This window comes from Amorphus orientalis, from assembly GCF_030814015.1.
In the GTDB taxonomy this organism is placed as follows: domain Bacteria; phylum Pseudomonadota; class Alphaproteobacteria; order Rhizobiales; family Amorphaceae; genus Amorphus; species Amorphus orientalis.
Window position 1 is genome coordinate 1,390,476 of sequence record NZ_JAUSUL010000002.1, and the last position, 16,947, is coordinate 1,407,422.

Annotated in this window: 19 protein-coding genes and 1 tRNA gene; 4 read left to right on the forward strand and 16 right to left on the reverse strand. The window is 60.2% G+C overall.

All coding sequences use genetic code 11. The features are described 5' to 3' along the window. Positions 1–90: 90 nt before the first annotated feature. Positions 91–1,284: a YbfB/YjiJ family MFS transporter gene (locus J2S73_RS14170; protein WP_306886197.1), complete on the reverse strand. Its 1,194-nt coding sequence runs from the start codon at positions 1,282–1,284 to the stop codon at positions 91–93. Between the two features lie 159 nt (positions 1,285–1,443). Between J2S73_RS14170 and J2S73_RS14175 the strand changes: the two genes are divergently transcribed. Both J2S73_RS14175 and J2S73_RS14180 read left to right on the forward strand, forming a co-directional pair. Continuing rightward, positions 1,444–1,995 (forward strand): superoxide dismutase family protein, encoded by a 552-nt coding sequence (locus tag J2S73_RS14175; protein WP_306886198.1) that lies wholly within the window; start codon positions 1,444–1,446, stop codon positions 1,993–1,995. A gap of 119 nt (positions 1,996–2,114) precedes the next feature. Next, on the forward strand, positions 2,115–2,414 hold the full coding sequence (locus J2S73_RS14180) for a monooxygenase (protein WP_306886199.1): 300 nt from the start codon (positions 2,115–2,117) through the stop codon (positions 2,412–2,414). 34 nt (positions 2,415–2,448) lie between these two features. Here J2S73_RS14180 and J2S73_RS14185 read toward each other — a convergent pair whose 3' ends face one another. Beyond that, the gene (locus tag J2S73_RS14185; RefSeq protein WP_306886200.1) at positions 2,449–3,405 is read right to left on the reverse strand and encodes a calcium/sodium antiporter; all 957 of its coding nucleotides are present in this window, start codon (positions 3,403–3,405) and stop codon (positions 2,449–2,451) included. A 313-nt stretch (positions 3,406–3,718) separates the two neighbouring features. On the opposite strand from J2S73_RS14185, the gene J2S73_RS14190 reads away from it, so the two are divergent. After that, on the forward strand, positions 3,719–4,861 hold the full coding sequence (locus J2S73_RS14190) for a GGDEF domain-containing protein (protein WP_306886201.1): 1,143 nt from the start codon (positions 3,719–3,721) through the stop codon (positions 4,859–4,861). A gap of 239 nt (positions 4,862–5,100) precedes the next feature. Beyond that, complete coding sequence (locus J2S73_RS14195) at positions 5,101–5,601, forward strand: thermonuclease family protein (RefSeq protein WP_306886202.1); 501 nt, start codon at positions 5,101–5,103, stop codon at positions 5,599–5,601. Between the two features lie 107 nt (positions 5,602–5,708). On the opposite strand, the gene J2S73_RS14200 is transcribed toward J2S73_RS14195, so the two are convergent. The 14 genes from J2S73_RS14200 to J2S73_RS14265 all read right to left on the reverse strand — a co-directional run bounded on the left by J2S73_RS14200 (position 5,709) and on the right by J2S73_RS14265 (position 16,946). Beyond that, positions 5,709–5,784, reverse strand: a tRNA-Arg gene (locus tag J2S73_RS14200). Between the two features lie 140 nt (positions 5,785–5,924). Next, a complete protein-coding gene (locus J2S73_RS14205) occupies positions 5,925–6,149 on the reverse strand; it encodes a hypothetical protein (protein ID WP_306886203.1) in 225 nt (74 codons plus the stop codon). A gap of 84 nt (positions 6,150–6,233) precedes the next feature. Continuing rightward, entirely contained in the window at positions 6,234–6,659 is a 426-nt protein-coding gene (locus tag J2S73_RS14210; protein ID WP_306886204.1) for a hypothetical protein, read from the reverse strand. Positions 6,660–7,337: 678 nt separating this feature from the next. Beyond that, positions 7,338–8,030: an Eco29kI family restriction endonuclease gene (locus tag J2S73_RS14215; RefSeq protein ID WP_306886205.1), complete on the reverse strand. Its 693-nt coding sequence runs from the start codon at positions 8,028–8,030 to the stop codon at positions 7,338–7,340. Further along, complete coding sequence (locus J2S73_RS14220) at positions 8,030–9,187, reverse strand: DNA cytosine methyltransferase (protein ID WP_306886206.1); 1,158 nt, start codon at positions 9,185–9,187, stop codon at positions 8,030–8,032. Before J2S73_RS14220 ends, J2S73_RS14215 begins: the two co-directional genes overlap by 1 nt. Next, entirely contained in the window at positions 9,184–9,597 is a 414-nt protein-coding gene (locus tag J2S73_RS14225) for a very short patch repair endonuclease (protein WP_306886207.1), read from the reverse strand. Before J2S73_RS14225 ends, J2S73_RS14220 begins: the two co-directional genes overlap by 4 nt. A gap of 83 nt (positions 9,598–9,680) precedes the next feature. Next, complete coding sequence (locus J2S73_RS14230; RefSeq protein ID WP_306886208.1) at positions 9,681–10,043, reverse strand: RusA family crossover junction endodeoxyribonuclease; 363 nt, start codon at positions 10,041–10,043, stop codon at positions 9,681–9,683. A gap of 340 nt (positions 10,044–10,383) precedes the next feature. Further along, entirely contained in the window at positions 10,384–10,740 is a 357-nt protein-coding gene (locus tag J2S73_RS14235) for a helix-turn-helix domain-containing protein (RefSeq protein WP_306886209.1), read from the reverse strand. 339 nt (positions 10,741–11,079) lie between these two features. Continuing rightward, the gene (locus J2S73_RS14240; RefSeq protein WP_306886210.1) at positions 11,080–11,655 is read right to left on the reverse strand and encodes a hypothetical protein; all 576 of its coding nucleotides are present in this window, start codon (positions 11,653–11,655) and stop codon (positions 11,080–11,082) included. Between the two features lie 3 nt (positions 11,656–11,658). Further along, positions 11,659–12,162: a hypothetical protein gene (locus tag J2S73_RS14245; RefSeq protein ID WP_306886211.1), complete on the reverse strand. Its 504-nt coding sequence runs from the start codon at positions 12,160–12,162 to the stop codon at positions 11,659–11,661. Between the two features lie 752 nt (positions 12,163–12,914). Continuing rightward, positions 12,915–13,091 (reverse strand): hypothetical protein, encoded by a 177-nt coding sequence (locus J2S73_RS14250; protein WP_306886212.1) that lies wholly within the window; start codon positions 13,089–13,091, stop codon positions 12,915–12,917. A gap of 608 nt (positions 13,092–13,699) precedes the next feature. Continuing rightward, positions 13,700–14,737, reverse strand: coding sequence for a hypothetical protein (locus tag J2S73_RS14255; protein WP_306886213.1), 1,038 nt, complete (start codon positions 14,735–14,737; stop codon positions 13,700–13,702). Positions 14,738–14,740: 3 nt separating this feature from the next. Further along, on the reverse strand, positions 14,741–15,049 hold the full coding sequence (locus J2S73_RS14260; protein WP_306886214.1) for a hypothetical protein: 309 nt from the start codon (positions 15,047–15,049) through the stop codon (positions 14,741–14,743). Between the two features lie 202 nt (positions 15,050–15,251). Then, a complete protein-coding gene (locus J2S73_RS14265) occupies positions 15,252–16,946 on the reverse strand; it encodes a hypothetical protein (RefSeq protein ID WP_306886215.1) in 1,695 nt (564 codons plus the stop codon). Position 16,947: the final 1 nt, after the last annotated feature.

The following is a 16,947-nucleotide window of genomic DNA, read 5'->3' on the forward strand; positions in this document are numbered from 1 at the left end:
TGCCTCACCAGGAGAGAGGCCGACACCATCGTCGGCCGCGACCCGCGAGGTCACGGCGACCTGTGACCGGGCCTGGCGGACGGCGGCGGCTTATGCCGCCCCGGCCCGCACCAGCGGCTTCTGCAGAAGCGCCAGCGCCCCGCCGGCCAGAAGAATGATACCGGCAGCGGCAAGCCCGGTCCCGACGCCGTCCGTGGCGTCGGCGATGTAGCCGGCTGCGACCGGCCCGACCAACTGCCCCACCCCGAAGACGGACGTGAAGAGCGCGATCGAGGCGCCCCACTGGGGCTCCGGCAGGTTGGCCCGGCCGAACGCGGCCACCGCCCCCGGCGACATGAAGAACGACGCGCCGAACACCAGGGCCGAGACGATCACGCCCGGCGGGCCGGCGACCACCAGCGGCAGCAGCGTGCCGATGCCCGTCGCCGCGTTGGAGAGCGCCAGCGGCGCGCCGCCGGAATAGCGCACGTGGACGCTCCGCCAGGCGAACGGCGACACCATCACCGCGATCCCCATCAGCGACCACATCACCGCGACGAGGCCCGCCGAGGCATCGGTCTCGCGCATCCAGGCGACGATGAAGGTGATGTAGACGATGTAGCCGACGGCGAAGAGGAAATAGGCGGACAGCTCCGGCAGCATCGCCCGCCACGGCAGGCGCTGGCTGGTGTCGACGCCGCCGCCCTTGTCGGCCGGCTTCACCTCCCGCGCCGCCCAGGCGACCGGCAGCATGGTGACGAGGCTGGCGATGCCCATGCCGACCCAGACGGAGGGCCACGCGCCGGGCGCGCCGTCGAGGACCAGGGGCACGGTCGCGCCGGAGGCCAGCATGCCGAGGCCGCCGCCGCCGAAATAGAGCGCCAGGGCGAGCGCGCTCTGCATCGGCGCGTTGCGGAACACGGCCGCCGCCATCGCGCCGCCGGCGATGAAGGCCGGCGCGCCGCCCACGCCCGCCAGGATGCGCCAGACGGTCAGGAGCCAGAAATTCTCGGTCAGGCCGGAGAAGAGCAGCGCGAGGGCGGTCAGAAGCATGCCGCCCACGAACATGGTCCGGGTGCCGATCCGGGCGATCAGGGTGAGCGCTATCAGCGCGCCGATCAGATAGCCGAGCGCGTTGGCGGTGTTGATCCAGCCGGCCTCGGTGTAGGTCCAGCCGAGATCGGTCCGCATCGCCGGCAGGATCAGCCCGTAGGCGAAGCGGGCGAAGCCGTTGCTGACGGCCGGCGCCAGCGCCAGCGCGGCCACGAGACCCCATTTGCGCAGCGACGGCGCGGCGGCGGTCATTGTCCGCCCGTCCCGTGCACGCCGCCTTCCCGTTTCCCGGCCATTGCCGACCTCCCCGCCTTCGACGTCTTCTTGTGCCCCTCTCCGTCGCAGGACGGAACAACTGGAGGGCCGAAAGGGTTCGTAGGCCAGACACACCCAAAGCGAAAGATCGAGATCATGTCCTCACGACCCGCGACCTTCGCCGCCGCTCTTCTCGCCACCCTGATGGTGCCGGGCGCAGCGCTTGCCGCCGACGCCGACAAGACGGCCGGTGGTCAGCCCGCCGCCATGGCCACCTTCATCGACACCGAAGGCAGCGAGATCGGCACCGCCGAGATCACGCCCACGGGCGACGGCGCCCTGATCGAGGCCGAGATCGAAGGGCTTCCGGCCGACAGCTGGGTGGCGTTCCACATCCACGAGACCGGCACGTGCACCGCCGACGACGGGTTCAAGTCGGCCGGCGGCCACTTCAATCCGACCGACGCCAAGCACGGCTTCCTCGTGGACGGCGGGCCCCACGCCGGCGACATGCCGAACCAGTATGTCGACGGCAACGGCGTGCTGCGCACCCAGGTGCTGAACACGGCCGTGACCCTCAACGAAGGCGACACGGCCATCCTCGGCAAGGCGATCGTCATCCATGACGGCACGGACGACTACGAAAGCCAGCCTTCCGGCGATGCCGGCAGCCGGATCGCCTGCGCCGTGATCGAAGGCCAGACATAGGACCGAAGCCGCCGCGGGCGGCGATTGTCCGTCGCCCGCGCGAAGCATCGCCCACTTTCCTTCGCCGGCCTCCTGTCGCACCATACCGGTGACAAGGGGTGAGCCGGGAGGGAGGCACCATGGCGACGCTGCTGGTTTTCGAGTTTCCGTCCGAGGGTCCGTTCGGCGATGAGGCGGCCAAGGCCTATCGCGGCCTGGCCGAGGACATCTCCGGCGAACCCGGCCTGATCTGGAAGGTCTGGACCGAAGATCCGGACCGCAAGGTCGCCGGCGGCGCCTATCTGTTCGAGACGGGCGAGCAGGCCCGCGCCTACACCCAGAAGCACTCCACCCGGCTGGCCGGCTTCGGCATCACCGGGATCGACGTGCGCTCGTTCGAGGTGAACGAAGCGCTGTCGGCGATCACCAGGGGGCGGTAGATCCTCCTCGCCTTCTTCCGCCCTGCCCCCGTGCCTATGAAAGCCCGATGGCCTGACGGACCGGGGGCGACAGCTGCAGCACGAGATAGGCGGCGTAAGCGGCGAGGAGCAGGCCGCCTTCCCATCGGTTGATGCGCCAGCCCGTGACCGCGAAGGCGACCAGCGCCAGCGCGCTCGCCAGCATGATCCAGGCATCGAAGCGGATGATCTCCTCCGGGATCGGGATCGGCGACACCAGACCGGTGACGCCGGCAATGCCGAGGATGTTGAAGATGTTGCTGCCGACGATGTTGCCGAAGGCGACGTCGCCGTGGCGCCGGATGGCCGCCATGACCGAGGTGACGAGTTCCGGCAGCGACGTTCCGACAGCCACCAGCGTCAGCCCGATCACCGCTTCCGACATGCCGAACCGGCGGGCCAGTTCGACGGACGCATCGACCAGAAAGCCGGCGCCCACCACCACGCCGGCGATGCCGCCGACCGCCAGCAGGGCGGACACGGCCAGCGGCCTGTCGGCCGGCTCGTCCGCGGCGGGCTCGGGCGCGGCCTGCTTGCGCTCCGACAGGTAGGTGTAGAGCGTGTAGGCTGCGAGAAGCACCACGAAGACGGCGCCCGTCGTCCGGCCGATGGTGCCCACCATGCACAGGATCACCAGCAGCACGCTGGCCATCATCAGGACCAGACCGTCCCGGGTGAAGGCCTTCCGGGACGTGGTCACGGGCAGAATGACGGCCGACACGCCGAGGATCAGGAGGATGTTGGCGATGTTGCTGCCGACGACGTTGCCGATGGCGATGCCCGGCGCGCCGATCATCGCCGCTTCGAGGCTGGCCACCAGCTCCGGCGTTGACGTGCCGAACCCGACCAGGGTCAGCCCGATGACGAGCGGCGAAACGCGAAAGCGCCGGGCGACGCCCACGCTGCCGTTCACCAGCGCCTCGCCTCCGCCAAGCAGGAGGACGAGACCGATACAAAGAAAAAGCCATGTCATTGGGATGATCCGGGTAACGCCGTGGTCGGCACGATGCCTTCGGCTCCGGCTAGATGGCCCGGGCTCGGCCGAATTCAAGCGGCCGTTACGGGCCTGGTAGCGAAACAATTTTCAGTCCCGCTTTCGCCGCTTCGGACCGTCCCGGTTCCCGGACGCCATCCTGGAAACCGGATCTATCCGGCCTCCGCAATCTTGCCCGCCGGCGTCCAGGTCAGCTTCGCGCGAGCCTGGGCCGGTACGTAACAGTCCGTACCCATGTCAGGCGACCGACGATCGCAGATCGCGCCTCAACGCCAACCGGCTCGCATCACCCATGATCGACTATGTTCTGCCCATGTTCAGGAACATGACGCTCATAACGACCGTCATGGTTCTCTACGTCGTGGTGCCAAAACGAACGAACAGACTGGCGGACCCCAGCATTCTGGGAGCGGTGCTGGGCCTCGGCGCGTGCATTTCCATGCTGGATCCGATCCCGCTCACCGACGGGGTCTTCGTGGATTCGCGATCGACCATGATCCTGCTGTCCGCCCTTTTCGGAGGCCCGATCGCAGCAATCATCTCGGCTTCGCTGGCCGCAGCCCTTCGCATCTATCTCGGCGGCGCCGGTGTGGTCCCCGGCGTCGGGTCCATCCTCATTTCAGCGGCAATCGGCCTGCTGGTCTATTATGGCAGCAAAGGCCGCGGCGAACCTGTGAGGATCAAGAGCGTACTGATCCTGGCCGCCCTGTCGCCATTGTCCTTCGTGGCGGTGTTCGCTCTCCCGATCGAGATCGCGCTGCGTGCGATCCAGGAACTGTTTCTTCCCACATCGATCTTTCGGGCGATCGGCGTCCTATTGCTCGGCGGGCTTCTCCTTCACGAGCAGCGGCGCAGAAAAGTGGAACAGCTGACCCGCGAACAGGCGACCATGGACGAACTCAGCGGGCTGGCGAACCGGAGATCCTTCTACCTGGCGCTCAACCGGGCGCTGGAGCGTTCGCAGCAGCGATCGTCGCCGGTTTCGGTGGTGATCACGGACCTGGATCACTTCAAGTCGATCAACGATCGCTACGGACACAACGTGGGAGATCGGGTGATCCAGCATTTCGCCGCGGCTCTGAAGGACAACATTCGGGGCAACGACTTCGCCGCGCGGATCGGCGGTGAAGAGTTCGCCCTCGTCCTGCAAGGAGCCAACCGGCAGGAGGCGGAGAAGATCTGCGAACGGATCCGGTCCAGCATTGCCGCCGCGGAACTGACCATCGGCGGAAACACGATCTCCTATACGGCGAGCTTCGGCATCGCCGACAAGACGGCGACTGCCGCGACGGCGGATGCCCTTATGTCGGCCGCCGACGCCGCGCTCTACGATGCCAAGGTGAACGGCCGGAACGTGGTGATGAGCGCTCTGACGCCGCGCGATCACGCTGCGCTCTGCCTTCTGGACAGGGGGACCGCCGCAACGCCCGCCTGAAGCTTGGCGGGCAGCGGCGGGGCGTCCGGACAGCCGCAGCGGCAGGGTCGCAGGCCCGGGTGGCTTCGCTTCCGGCATCGCACCGGCAGGCCGAAGACGCCCAACTTCCATCACATCGAGACGGCATAGTGCGTCAATCTGCGGTTGATCGATCCGGGAACCGGGGTAGGCATTGCCTTGCCGGAGGTCGTCTGCAAGAAACCGGAAACGCAGGTCCAGACCAAGCCGGAGCCAGAACATTGAAGACTGCGATTGTGGCCGGCGCGGTGCTGCTCACCGCCACGGGGGCCCTGGCCGACCATGCCACCGTCATCGATGGCGATACGATCCGGATCCACGGCGAAACCTACGATCTGTACGGGATCGACGCTCCGGAGCAGGGCCGGACATGCAAGACCCCGAAAGGCGGCACCTGGCCGTGCGGGGAGGCCGCCACGCTGACGCTGCAGAGCATCGTCGCGGGTCTTGAGGTTGCCTGCGAAGAGCTGGACATCGAAGCGGACGCCAGAGCCCCGGAGAAAGTCGCCAAATGCAAGGCTGCCGGGCAGGACATCAGCCAGGACATGGTGCGGAGCGGCTTCGCCTGGGCCGATCTGCGGTACAGCGACGCCTACGTGAAGGATGAGTGGATCGCCAGATTACGCCGCAAGGGGATCTGGCGCGTACCGACGCTGCCCCCCTGGGACGACGGGTCCTATCGTCGTGAGCATCAGGCATCGTCCGGTCCAGACGACCCCTGAGGGGCGCCGGACCCGACGTGCTCAGAAGGCGAACAAAGGTGTAAAATCGCCTGTAAAAACGGCCATCTCTGACCGATGCGGACTTTCCCTAAGCCTTTGGAATTAAATGGCGACCCCGGTAGGATTCGAACCTACGACCATCGGCTTAGAAGGCCGGTGCTCTATCCACTGAGCTACGGGGCCAAACGGCTTATTTTCAGTATGTTACCGAAACGCGCCGAAATTCCTAGTCACTCTTTAGTCTCAGATTTCGGCTTCAGCGACCTGTGAAAATATGCGCCGAAGCTCATAGCACGCTCACAGATGGGGCACCACACGAGGCTTCACGCGTCTTGTTGACGGCCGCGCTGCTTCCCGCCCTTCACCGCCCACCAGAAGAAGCGAGAGAAGCTCCGAGCCCCCTCGCACTCGCGGAAGAAGGCGTAGAGGTCGGCGGTCGGACAGTCCTTCAACAGCAGCGCGACCTCCGCGGCCGTCGCGAGACGCAGCTGCTTGGTCGTCCGGTCGTGGATCTTGATGACGCGCTTGTCGACAAACTTCTGAACCATTTCATCCCGCTCGCTGCGGATGTTTGGACCAGCAGGGCGCTGATAGCGGGACATATCGAGGTGTGAGGCGAGAGGCTTCATAGGCTATTCGATGACGGACAAAAGGAAGTCGAGTGTCTCCTCGCTCTGGTCGCTGAGGGGTTTGGTGAGGTTGTAGTGATCAAGCACCGACTTTCTAACTTGCTCGCCGTTATAGAGTGATGCCGGTATTGCGGCCAACACATCCTGCAAGGTCGGTGGGATACCGAGGATTTTAGTCAGACGATGGTAGTCAGTTTTTCTAGGTTTAAGGTATATACGCAAATCAACTGCACTTCCTAATGTTGTGCATATATACTTTTCTCCGTCCATGTTCTCTCGTTCGCCGTAAATGACGGTAGCGCAAGTGTTGTTTATTACGACCTCACACCCAAACCGCAGCTCCATCAGCCACGGACAGTGCTTGTTAATGCGAGTCCGTAGCTCCTGATACTTCTCCCTCTTTGTTGCCGCCGCCGGAGCAAACGACATTGTCTTAATTTTCTTTGTCATAGGCTAAGTTGGTCTACGCGGCGGGCGTGATGAACATCGTTCCGCACCGCTTACAGGCCTCGTACTTTCGACCTGCGCCGTCGACCTTCTGGCGCATATCGTGATCGCGGGCTCCATCCTGGCGCTTCCGCTGGCAAACTCCATTTCTCATCATAGTTCATGTGATTAAGTTCTATTATCTGCGATGTGGGCACAGAACGGCTAAAAGGCCGTGTCTATACGCACCTTGGCCCCGAACGCTTTTCAGCGGTTTTCTCTCCGCGCGTTCTCACCCCAGACTGTACGGGATACCGGCTTTGCGGGTCCCGCCGTACTTGTGTGCGTTCGGGGATCTAAGGCTACGCACACAGAGGCCTCATGCGACGTGGGCCGGAGGATGCTGCCTCCGGACATCGGGCTATGAGTTCTCACATTTAATGGCTTCCAACGGGAGGCTGCGAGATCCGGCCACCCTACCCCGTCAGATACACAAAAACCTCGCCGAAGCGAGGTCAGAGTGATGCCGTACCTGATAGTACGAAAGATGGAACGAAACTCGCGCCCTCTTTCCTACTTACGGTTCGACCGTATTGTACTATCAAATTTGGCATACACCAATAGTACCACAGGACACTAGTGCAGCAAACGCCAGTGGGGATAGGGCCCACCCGTTATCACTCACAAGTCGTCGGCGGCGTCTTCCGCGTCGACCTCTTCCTCTTCCTGCTGTTCAACAACAGCTCGCGGCAATTTTGTCAGCGGCCGGTCCGCAAAATAGTCACCGATACGCTGCAGCAGCAGGTCAGGGGTAGCAGGACTCTCAGCGAGCTTCTCCGCAAATTTCCGCCCCGGATGAAGCACATCCCAAGGAGACCGATACTGAGTGGAACGTCGCCTACCTGGATCTTTGTTTCCAAATCCATCAATTGCTCTGTTCCAGATCGGCTTGAACGTCTCGATCAGCATATTCTCGCCGAGTGGTATCCAAATATCATCGACCACCAAATGCCGGACGAAGAAGTGCTCAAGGTTGAGGTTTTGGGCTTCATCAATTGACGCAGCATGCTGCCTCAGGCGATCCGCCAGAGCATTCCCCTTTGCAGCAATATCTGTCGCCAGACCGCCTTTTCGCCCTCCCCTTGGGATTGCTTTGCCCACATAGATGGGCTGGGTCAGCTCGCCGTTTTGGTTGGCGTTAGCAACTGGGGCATACGCAGCAAAATCACCGGTGTAGTAGATAACGTACACCCCTGCTCCGGTGATACCTCCAACTTCGGCTAGTGGAGCAGCCGGTCGAGCGAGGACCTCTGATTCAATGCTCTTCGCAATATTAAATTTGTCGAGCGGATTATATGACTCCGTCTTCGCCATCAAGCCGGCTCCAAGTGCCGAGCCACATGCTCACCGACGGTCCGTGCCAACACTACGGGGACCGCGTTCCCCAGCTGGCGCATGGTCTCTGACCATGATCCATGAAAGCGAAAATCATCCGGAAATGTTTGGAGTCGCGCGCTCTCTCGGACAGTGAAATAACGTACCGTTCCGTCCGGCCGCGCGAGCATATTTTCGCCGCCGGGAACGCCGTGCACCCCTGCCTTCAAGGTCTTGGCGGGCTCGTCAAGCGGGCTTCCGGTGTGCCCCGGATAAGACCGCGCACCTGGCTGGAAGCGGTGGTTGAGAATAGAGGAAGCGAGCTTCGGCCGCTTTTCTGGGTCCGGCAGATCATGGATCGCATCGCGGACGGTGCGCCAGGGAAGCGCGGACGGTGCTTCGGAGATACGGCGCGCGCGCTCGACGGCACGTGGGGCCATATACCGACCTGACTTGGGGACCTGATGCCGTTCCCAGTATTCTCCGGTAGTTTGGCTCCACAACAACGCATCCGCGGAATGCGTGCCCTCTGGGAACGTCCACTCCACGCCCAGATCGTCACGGAAGCCGACAAAAACCACACGCTCTCGGCGTTGTGGCACCCCAAAGTCAGCGGCGTTGAGGACTCGAGTCACAACCTGGTAATGCAGGTCATCTCGAACGCCGCTCGTGTGGTGACGCTCAAGGCGCGCGAAGTGGTCAGCCCATGGCTCGTCGGCCTTGGCTGCGATCTCGGGATGCTCTAGCTGCAGACGGATGTACTCGAAGTAGTTGCGGAAGGCGCTCCGCGTCAGTCCCTTGACGTTCTCAAACACGAAGGCTTTCGGGCGACACTCCCTGACGGCTCGGATAGCCTGCGGAAACATATCCCGAGCGTCGTTGTACGACCGGTGGCGTCCACCGAGAGAGAATGGCTGACACGGTGGACCGCCCGATACGAGTTCGACCTGCCCCTCGTAAGGGCTGAAATCCACCTGTGATACGTCTCCCTCGGTCAATCGCCAGTCCGATACCGAAGGGATGCCATGCGATTTGTTTTCCCGTATCGTGTCGCAGCAATAGCGATCCCATTCGACGACATTCACAGGATGGAACCCTGCCTCATGGAGGCCAATACCCAGTCCTCCGGCACCCGCAAATAGCTCTATTGACTTCATGATTCAAGAAATTCTCTTACGTTTTTGCGCAGCATCTCGAGATCCCCTATTTGGCATTCCCATACAACCATCACCCCCCAATTGAGATCAGCTAGTTGCTTTTGCCGTAAGACGTCCCGCTCCCGATTGCCCTCGAGCTTCGGTAGCCAGAAATCGAGTCGCGACTTCGGTAAGCGAGCGAGTTTGCACGCGTCGTCCGGGTGTCTGTGCCAGAAGCATCCATGGACGAAGATCACTTTCTTGCGGCCGGGAAACACAAGGTCGGGACAGCCTGGCAGATCCCGCCTGTGCAGTCGGAACCGATAGCCCATACGGTGCACGAGACTCCGGACGACCATCTCGGGTCTCGTGTTTTTCCCCCGAATGCGCTTCATCCTTTCGCTGCGATCGTGCGGGTCGAGGGTATCCATGCTTAGAGGCTAGCAAAGAGCTACCGATTCGTGTCCCCCCTTTGAATCGCGAGCAGGCGGGCTTCGCCGGCTTCCGGACAGAACTACCCGACCAATGGCGACAGAGCGACCTCCACTCGCGGCCGTGCCTTATCGTACCCCTTCACGATCGTCAGACGCTCTATCTGGCTATCGTCCTCATACGCGATGCCGGTGAGCGCGTCGGCCCAGAGCTTATTGAAATTGTCGATGTCGGCCTTGCGACGCGTGCCGAAGAAGAGGGTCACCTCCACGCACAAAGGGCCAGCGAGCGGCGGTCCGCTCCACTGGCTCCTTGCCTGCCACTGGTAGTCCTCCTTGAGGGCCTTGCCTGCCGCCGTCATGTAGCCAGCAGGCCTGCCGAATTTGCAGTGGTAGTGGTATATGTGGCTTGTGCTTTTCGGCTCTCCGAGTAGCGTGATGGTCACGCCGCCAGTATATCATCTGCAACTTTGAGGAGGATTTATTGTCATGCTGACTGATAAGGCGATCGAAAAGGCCAAGACGACCGTTCGCTATAGCATTGGCGACGTTCTGCATGAGCACAACGATTGCGTCCGCATCGCGTATGAATGGCTTGACGCTCAGACCAAGCTAAAGTCCGCCAACAGAAAGTTTCGCCCCCTCAAGCACATCATCGAGAACTGGGGCGGACGTTACGTCTCCCAGACGGACGTGGATCTCGCCGCACACTTACACCCTGACATTTTCGGATCTTACCCCTACTACAACATATCGTCGAAGTTGACGCGGCCGTCCGCGCGTCGCCTATCCAGCATTGGCGAGGCAGGCACTCAGAGATACGAGGAGCAGCCCGGTAGCAAGACCTACGCTTCCAGCGAGGTCTAACACAGTCCGGAACGTCCGCACCGCCATTCCACCGACGATCTCAATGTGCTGGACGCGTTTCGTCTGCGGGGCTCCGATCGCATACTTCGTGAACGGTCGTGCGCCAGGGTACTTGAGCTTCCCGATCTCCTGCACATCAACGCCCTTGCGCCTAAGGCCAGTGATGCGGGCCGACGGGCACTCGATGAGGAGATCACGCTGGATGTCGCGTGTCGTGCAGCCACGGTGGTCGCGGATGTAGGCGTAGACCTTCTGCTCTTGCGGGGTGAGCTTCATAGGCGATCGTCGGTTATCCCCATATCCACATGCTTATCCACACATGAGGGACATCTTTCGGCGGGAAGCGATGAGAAGACGACAAACGTCCTCTGCCAGACGAACCGCTCCCCTCGATCAACCTGCTGCTTAATCGAGGCGCAGTCCGGACACTGAGCGACAGGCTTTTCACCAATTACGGTCTTACCCTTCATACTAATTCTGCTGCCGCAACACCGCCCTCGCCTCGTCCACGCTCACTTGCATGGCATCGGCCATGAGGCGCACGAACAGGTCGTGCAGTCCCACGCGCGGCGTTGTCGGCTTATCTAGTAATAGTGGTCGGGTCATAGGTCGTCGTTAGAATGCGGGCTTTTCGTAGTTGTCCGGATACTCCGGCATCTTCGGCGCCGCGTCGTCTTGTAATGGTGCCAGCGTTTCCGCGCTCGGCATCGCGTCTTCTTCGATCCCGAGAAACGCGAGCCAGTCGTGGAAAGTGGGGAAGCGGGGGTCCATGCTCCACTCCGCTTTCCACTTCTTGTACAGCTCGGGGTTCGGCATCGGCGCACCGTTCTGGTCGGCGTAGAAGCGATACGTCTCGTTTAACTGCCGCACCTTGCCCTTGGACGATAGGGGAATGCGCTCAGGGTCGCCGTCGCGGTTTTCGACGATCTCGTTGTTGAAGTCCCGCATGAACAGGAACTTGCGCTGATCGCTGCGCCCTGGTTCCCGTGGGTCGATGCCGTACTGCCAGTGGCAGTAGCTCGGGACCACTGCGCCAAAGAGATAGCCGCGCCCCTCTTTGCTGTCCTCGACGACGGGCGTGATCTCGAAGGCGTTGTGCGTCTTCAGCCATTCGAGAAACAGCGCTTTGCTGTACTCGCTTGGAATGCGGAAGCCCGTGCGCGTGTCGTTCGGGACTGCGATGATCTTCATAGGCTATGCGGCCGCGGCCGGAGCGTCCTCGCCGTCGATGCTCGGGTTCGGTGCGAACGGGTCCTCACCCTTGAAGAGGCGGGTAATGTCGAAGCCGTTCTTGACGGTCTGTGACCAGGCTTCACGCGCTTCCGCAGGCGCATCGCTGTGCGGCGATGGGTTCACGAAATACTCGGTGTCGAGCTTCTCACCCTGCCGGCGGATCGTGATGTTGTACCGGAGTGGGCTTCCCCAGTCCTCGTTGCGCGCCAGGGCCTCCAGCGCCTTCTGCAGCGACTTCTGCGTTACCTCGAGGATCTGGATCGACTTGGTCTGGAAGTTCCAAACCGGCAGCATCCACACGTGAGAAAGCTTTTGTTCTCGGAATTCACGTAGGTCTGTCGGCTTTTCGTTCATCTGAAATCGAAGTGGCTTGTTGTGCCCCTCTTCATCGATAGTCCACGCAAGCCAGCCGAACGCCGGCTTATCCATAATACGGAACTTGTTGTCCCCCTGCTCAAGCTTCATGTACTGACTTTCGCCCTGCGGGACTGAATAGTCAGACGGAAGGAAGCTATCTACGTTTGAATTGTCTGGTGTCATGTTGTTTGTATTTAACTGGTGTATTTAATGCCCTTTCAATGCCCCACCCCTGTCGTATTCTGCTTCGTAGGGTCGAGAATGAAATTCCCGCCCTGCGTGCCCACTGCGACTGAGTGAGCGCCTCACCTCGATAACAAAGAATTTTGCTATCTCTTCGGTTCTGCTGCTGCTCCCATTTAGTCACCCAACGGCAATTGGCTTTTGAATACCCTGCGTTCACATCGATACGGTCAAGCGTCGTATTGTTCTCACCGTACCGTCGACAATGCGCGGTATAAGACCGGTACATATCGTTCTTGAACGCCTCGAAGGACGACCACCTGATCGAGATACCGCGACCACCATAGTCCCTATAGTGGACGTGGTTCTTGTTCCGGCAGCGCTCCTGCATCTTAGTCCATATCCGGTAGAACCGCGTACCGGTCATACCATGTGTGCGCCAAGTGTATCCCATACATTTTGGTTAGTCCCTCGGATGCTCCTGATCGTTCCACGGGAAACGTGCTTCGTCTCCAGGCAGATCGTACGGCTGAGGCTGAGGCCAATAGGCGCGAGCAGTCATCGAGAGTTCAATTGCCCGTCGATCCGCGTACGGAATGCGGTGCTCCTTGCGCTCTATCGCTGCTCGCACCTTGGCCAATCTCTGTTTGATGTCGCTCGCCATAACGATTGGAATATCAGAAGATCCCGAAATACCCGCTGACGATGCCCGCGATGAAGGACAGCAAGCCCGTCCAGAGGATGAGACGGAGCACGTCGCCGCAACTGACCTCTCCGTATCGAGGTAGCGCGAGGCGGTCGTGCCGGCTCTTGTGGTCGCTCCAGTCGGGTCGCATGTCGTTGGTGAATTTCATATGTTCTACTGCTCCCTACGATTTCTAATGGCATCAACCATACGGTCGTAGGGCAGTACGGTGAGCGCTTGTCGGATCACCTCGCTTTCACTCACCCTTTCCGTCTTTCCGGAGAGGCGTCGCGCTAGGCGTTTCACAAGGCGATCAGACTTTTTGTCGAAGTAAAATGTCTTTTTCAAAATCATATATATTATTTGTAATACTGTAAGTATACGCTACGCCGTATATACGTCAAAGGGAAGGCTGGGGATAAGAAAGCGCCGGACAATGCCAGCGCTTTCGACCTTGTATGAGGCTCTATCAGTATATCACCCGCGCTTAACGAAGCCGTGATACCAGCCCAGTGAGGACAGCCACGCGATGATCGACACCGCGAGGGTGTTGAGCGTAGTAATGAAAAGGCCATCGTCAAACTCCCCGCCCCCGACCCAATACGTGAGGCAGATGTAGACAAGCGACACGCCTGCAGCGAGGGCGCGGATCAGAGGCCGACGAGATCCCCTCATCTCCGAAATGGCCGGTAGCTTTTTAAGGCGTCCTGTTATGAATGAAATGATGGCGGGCGAAGCCGCCATGATGAATGATGTGATTGTAGTTTCGAGCATACGTTATTGGTTTAACCGGTAGTAATAGATCGGGTAGCCGCCCTCCTCCGCGTAGCGCCGGTGCCAGCTCTCGATCGTGTAGTTCTGATTGAAAGTGCCGGTACCGCTATCGTTCGACATGACGATACCGTCCTTGCCGACGATCCCCACGTGCCCTGGGAACGGCGCGTTTCGAACCGTGCCGGTTGGCGCGATGACGATGTCGCCGGGACGAGGCTCGGCTACGGCCGTAAACTCGCTGCCTTTCCTGAGGCGCTCCCAGAGCGTCCATGTGCCAGTGATGACGGGGAACTCGGGTAGCACCTGGCGAATGATGGAGGACACCGTCTCCGCGCAGCCCAGCTCATCGGGAGCAGCGTCGTTCGGTGAGGCGTCCGTGCCGAGAGCCGCCATAGCGGCGCGGTACAGGTCATTCTCTTCGGGAACGGTGATCTCTTCGACCTGCCGGCTGATCTCGATGAGGCGCATGCGCACGTAGACGAGAGCGCGGTCGGTCAGCGTCAGCTTGGACAGGCGCTTGCGCTTCTGGATGGCGGCGGAAACGTAGAGCTTCACCTCCTCGAAGGCGCGGTCGTACTCGTATTCCTCAAAGCGAGTATCGCGGCCATGGACGACGTCCTCATCCCAGTCGTCGACACCGACAATGCGGGCTAGCGATATCCCGAGATAGATCCGGACGATGTCGTCGAGCATGTGCGTCAGCTCATGCTCAGCGACCCGCCCATAGTGCCGGTAGCGCTTCACAATGGCGGTCAGGTAGCTCGAATAAACCTTGTGGTATTGCCGGCCGACGGTAGTGCGGCGCACGGTTTGCCAGTCCTCGGGCTCTATGAAGAACTGGACCGCGTCGACGGCCTCAGCGCGGCGGCCGTAGGTGTCACGGCAGAAGCGGGCGAGCCACCCGAAATCGATGTCTCCCCCGCTCCACGGGATCGTGTCGTCGAGGTGGGCGTATTCGAACGTGAAGCCACGCTTTTCGAGGATCGCTTCGTAGTCGGTGAGCGGCTCCGTCCCTCGCTTCGTTACGAGCAGGATGTGCATAGGCTAATTGGTTAGGCGATCAATCTTCTGCTCGATGCGGGCCACGGTGGTCTCCAGGCTGTCGAGCTTGGCGTCGCGGGAGCCAAGAATGTCTTCGAGCTGCTCGCGGGAGATGCTGACTGAGTAGGAGCTGTCGAGGCGTTCTGAGAGCGTGGCGATGTCGGCCGCGTTCTGCTTCACCTGAGCGTCGAGCTGCGCGGCGTACCAGATTGCGGCGACCGTCTGCGCAATCAGTGCGAACGTGATGAAGCGCTCCCAGCGGATGACGCCGGCAGCTCTGCGTTCTGATGGATCTTGGTCACCACCAATCATATAGCATTATTCTATCATTAAGTTCACACAGCACCCGCCCTCAAGTATCGATGGGTGTGGACGCATTTTACCAGGTTGCAGAAAACCAAGATATGTGGTTTCGTATTCGGATATGAAACAATTTATTGAGAAGGCCACGATTGCAGCGTCGATATTAGCACTAGGTACATTACTGATACCGTACTATATCATCAAAAAAATACTATTTGGCCGCATCTAGGAATATCTTTTCCTCATCCAAGAACCTGTCTTTGATGAAGTCGGCGAGCAATCCGGCCGCGCCTGCCGTATCTCCGGTAAGCGCTCGCGCGGCGTCTAAGCCAGATTTCGTCACTTCCTGGCGGAATAGATTTTTCTGTCGTGAGTTACCAATCAAGTCGGTAGCAATCGTCATCATGGTTGCGTCGTCCATAAGGTCGATGCCTGTGTACTCCCGAATGGTATCGACAATTTGTCGTGCCTCTCCTCCACGTCCGGATAGAACAAGACGGAGCAGGTATTCACCACCGGCGCGGCGGTCCGTGTAGGAACGCAGGTCGCTGTAAGCGTCCATGAAATCCGAGAATCGTTTTAGCTCTGCGGCCTCGGATTTTCCAACTATGCCAGCCGCCACATCTGCGATCTCTTTCCGCATTTGCCGCGCAAGAGGATCAACCTCATTCGATACCTCTTGTGCGCGTTTTCCGAAATTGATGCGGGAATCAAACGCAGTCCGCGCTTCAATGAGATTCATTAGGCTAGGCGATTGTTTAACGACACCGATGTTGTCGTAGAACTCCTGCAATGCGTTAATATCGCCGGTGCCTGCTTTGGTGATGGTGCCTGGCTTCTTCCGGATTCGACCATTTCTAACCTCAAGATTAAGCCGGTCGAGTTGGCTGGTGAAGGTTGTCTCAATGCGGTTCACTGCGTCGATCGGTGCTGTGTAGGTACCGAGTTTCTCACGCGTCGCGCCAATCTTTCCACCAGTCTCACTCAACAACGACTCCATCTCATCAACGGCTGATTGCGCTTGTCGAGCACCGTATTCGTAAGGTGTTGGCGCGGTGTCGTCGGCATTGCGAGCATGAGCCACGTCAAAATAGTCACGCAACTTTTCCTGCTTCCCAGCGATGCGGCGCTTTACATCGGGTTGAATGCCCGCCCACTTCTCTTGAAGGGTAAGGTCCGGCGCCGAGGATACAGCCTGCCTACGGACATCAGCCGGTGTGGAGGCTCCTGAGCGGTTGCTGGATGGCGGCGGAGGAGGAGTATCAACGGCACGAGAATTAGATAATGCATCATCGGCTTGGGCGATAACGTCATCCACCGACGATACAGGGCGCGTAAATAGCGACTTTGCGCGAGTGAGAGTATTTACGGTGCCCTGAGCACCGGCAATGTTGCCGGCAACCTCTCCCACTGCAGCGGCCGTTCCAAGTGCCTCCTCGGTAACGCCCAGATCATTTGGCTCAAACTCATAAGTTCCATCCGGCTTTACGACGAGATTACCGGAAGCTCCACGGAACAATTCCGTCCCACCAATCGCATCGGTTAGTTTTTTGAATCCGCTACCAACAAAGTCACTAATTTTCTGGACACCGGCACGAATCGGTTCTGGGGCTGCCGCTAGTACAGTCTGCGGCACCGCAGACGCGGCTGTGGCGACGGCTTGTGTCCCGCGCCGGATAGCGGATTGGCCTGAAAATTGACCGTCTCCACTTATATTTTGCTCAACACCTGCACCTGCGGTATTGATGACATCTGAGACTCTCTCAACGACGCTCGCCTTGGTCGCGCCTTCAGGACGTTGAGATTGCTGTCGGAACTTGCCCAAAGCAGCAAGCACCTGCTGCCTCGACTTCCCCTGCTCTTTGCCGTATTCGACTATCTGTCGTTCTTGTTCTGAAAGTGCCATA

What these genes read in the sequence shown, in the direction of transcription:
- J2S73_RS14210 (WP_306886204.1), bottom strand. Translation starts at nt 6,659, where the DNA reads ATGTCGTTTGCTCCGGCGGCGGCAACAAAGAGGGAGAAGTATCAGGAG.
- J2S73_RS14250 (WP_306886212.1), bottom strand. Translation starts at nt 13,091, where the DNA reads ATGAAATTCACCAACGACATGCGACCCGACTGGAGCGACCACAAGAGC.
- J2S73_RS14180 (WP_306886199.1), top strand. Translation starts at nt 2,115, where the DNA reads ATGGCGACGCTGCTGGTTTTCGAGTTTCCGTCCGAGGGTCCGTTCGGC.
- J2S73_RS14215 (WP_306886205.1), bottom strand. Translation starts at nt 8,030, where the DNA reads ATGGCGAAGACGGAGTCATATAATCCGCTCGACAAATTTAATATTGCG.
- J2S73_RS14190 (WP_306886201.1), top strand. Translation starts at nt 3,719, where the DNA reads ATGATCGACTATGTTCTGCCCATGTTCAGGAACATGACGCTCATAACG.
- J2S73_RS14265 (WP_306886215.1), bottom strand. Translation starts at nt 16,946, where the DNA reads ATGGCACTTTCAGAACAAGAACGACAGATAGTCGAATACGGCAAAGAG.
- J2S73_RS14225 (WP_306886207.1), bottom strand. Translation starts at nt 9,597, where the DNA reads ATGGATACCCTCGACCCGCACGATCGCAGCGAAAGGATGAAGCGCATT.
- J2S73_RS14220 (WP_306886206.1), bottom strand. Translation starts at nt 9,187, where the DNA reads ATGAAGTCAATAGAGCTATTTGCGGGTGCCGGAGGACTGGGTATTGGC.
- J2S73_RS14185 (WP_306886200.1), bottom strand. Translation starts at nt 3,405, where the DNA reads ATGACATGGCTTTTTCTTTGTATCGGTCTCGTCCTCCTGCTTGGCGGA.
- J2S73_RS14205 (WP_306886203.1), bottom strand. Translation starts at nt 6,149, where the DNA reads ATGGTTCAGAAGTTTGTCGACAAGCGCGTCATCAAGATCCACGACCGG.
- J2S73_RS14245 (WP_306886211.1), bottom strand. Translation starts at nt 12,162, where the DNA reads ATGAAGCTTGAGCAGGGGGACAACAAGTTCCGTATTATGGATAAGCCG.
- J2S73_RS14240 (WP_306886210.1), bottom strand. Translation starts at nt 11,655, where the DNA reads ATGAAGATCATCGCAGTCCCGAACGACACGCGCACGGGCTTCCGCATT.
- J2S73_RS14175 (WP_306886198.1), top strand. Translation starts at nt 1,444, where the DNA reads ATGTCCTCACGACCCGCGACCTTCGCCGCCGCTCTTCTCGCCACCCTG.
- J2S73_RS14260 (WP_306886214.1), bottom strand. Translation starts at nt 15,049, where the DNA reads ATGATTGGTGGTGACCAAGATCCATCAGAACGCAGAGCTGCCGGCGTC.
- J2S73_RS14235 (WP_306886209.1), bottom strand. Translation starts at nt 10,740, where the DNA reads ATGAAGCTCACCCCGCAAGAGCAGAAGGTCTACGCCTACATCCGCGAC.
- J2S73_RS14170 (WP_306886197.1), bottom strand. Translation starts at nt 1,284, where the DNA reads ATGACCGCCGCCGCGCCGTCGCTGCGCAAATGGGGTCTCGTGGCCGCG.
- J2S73_RS14255 (WP_306886213.1), bottom strand. Translation starts at nt 14,737, where the DNA reads ATGCACATCCTGCTCGTAACGAAGCGAGGGACGGAGCCGCTCACCGAC.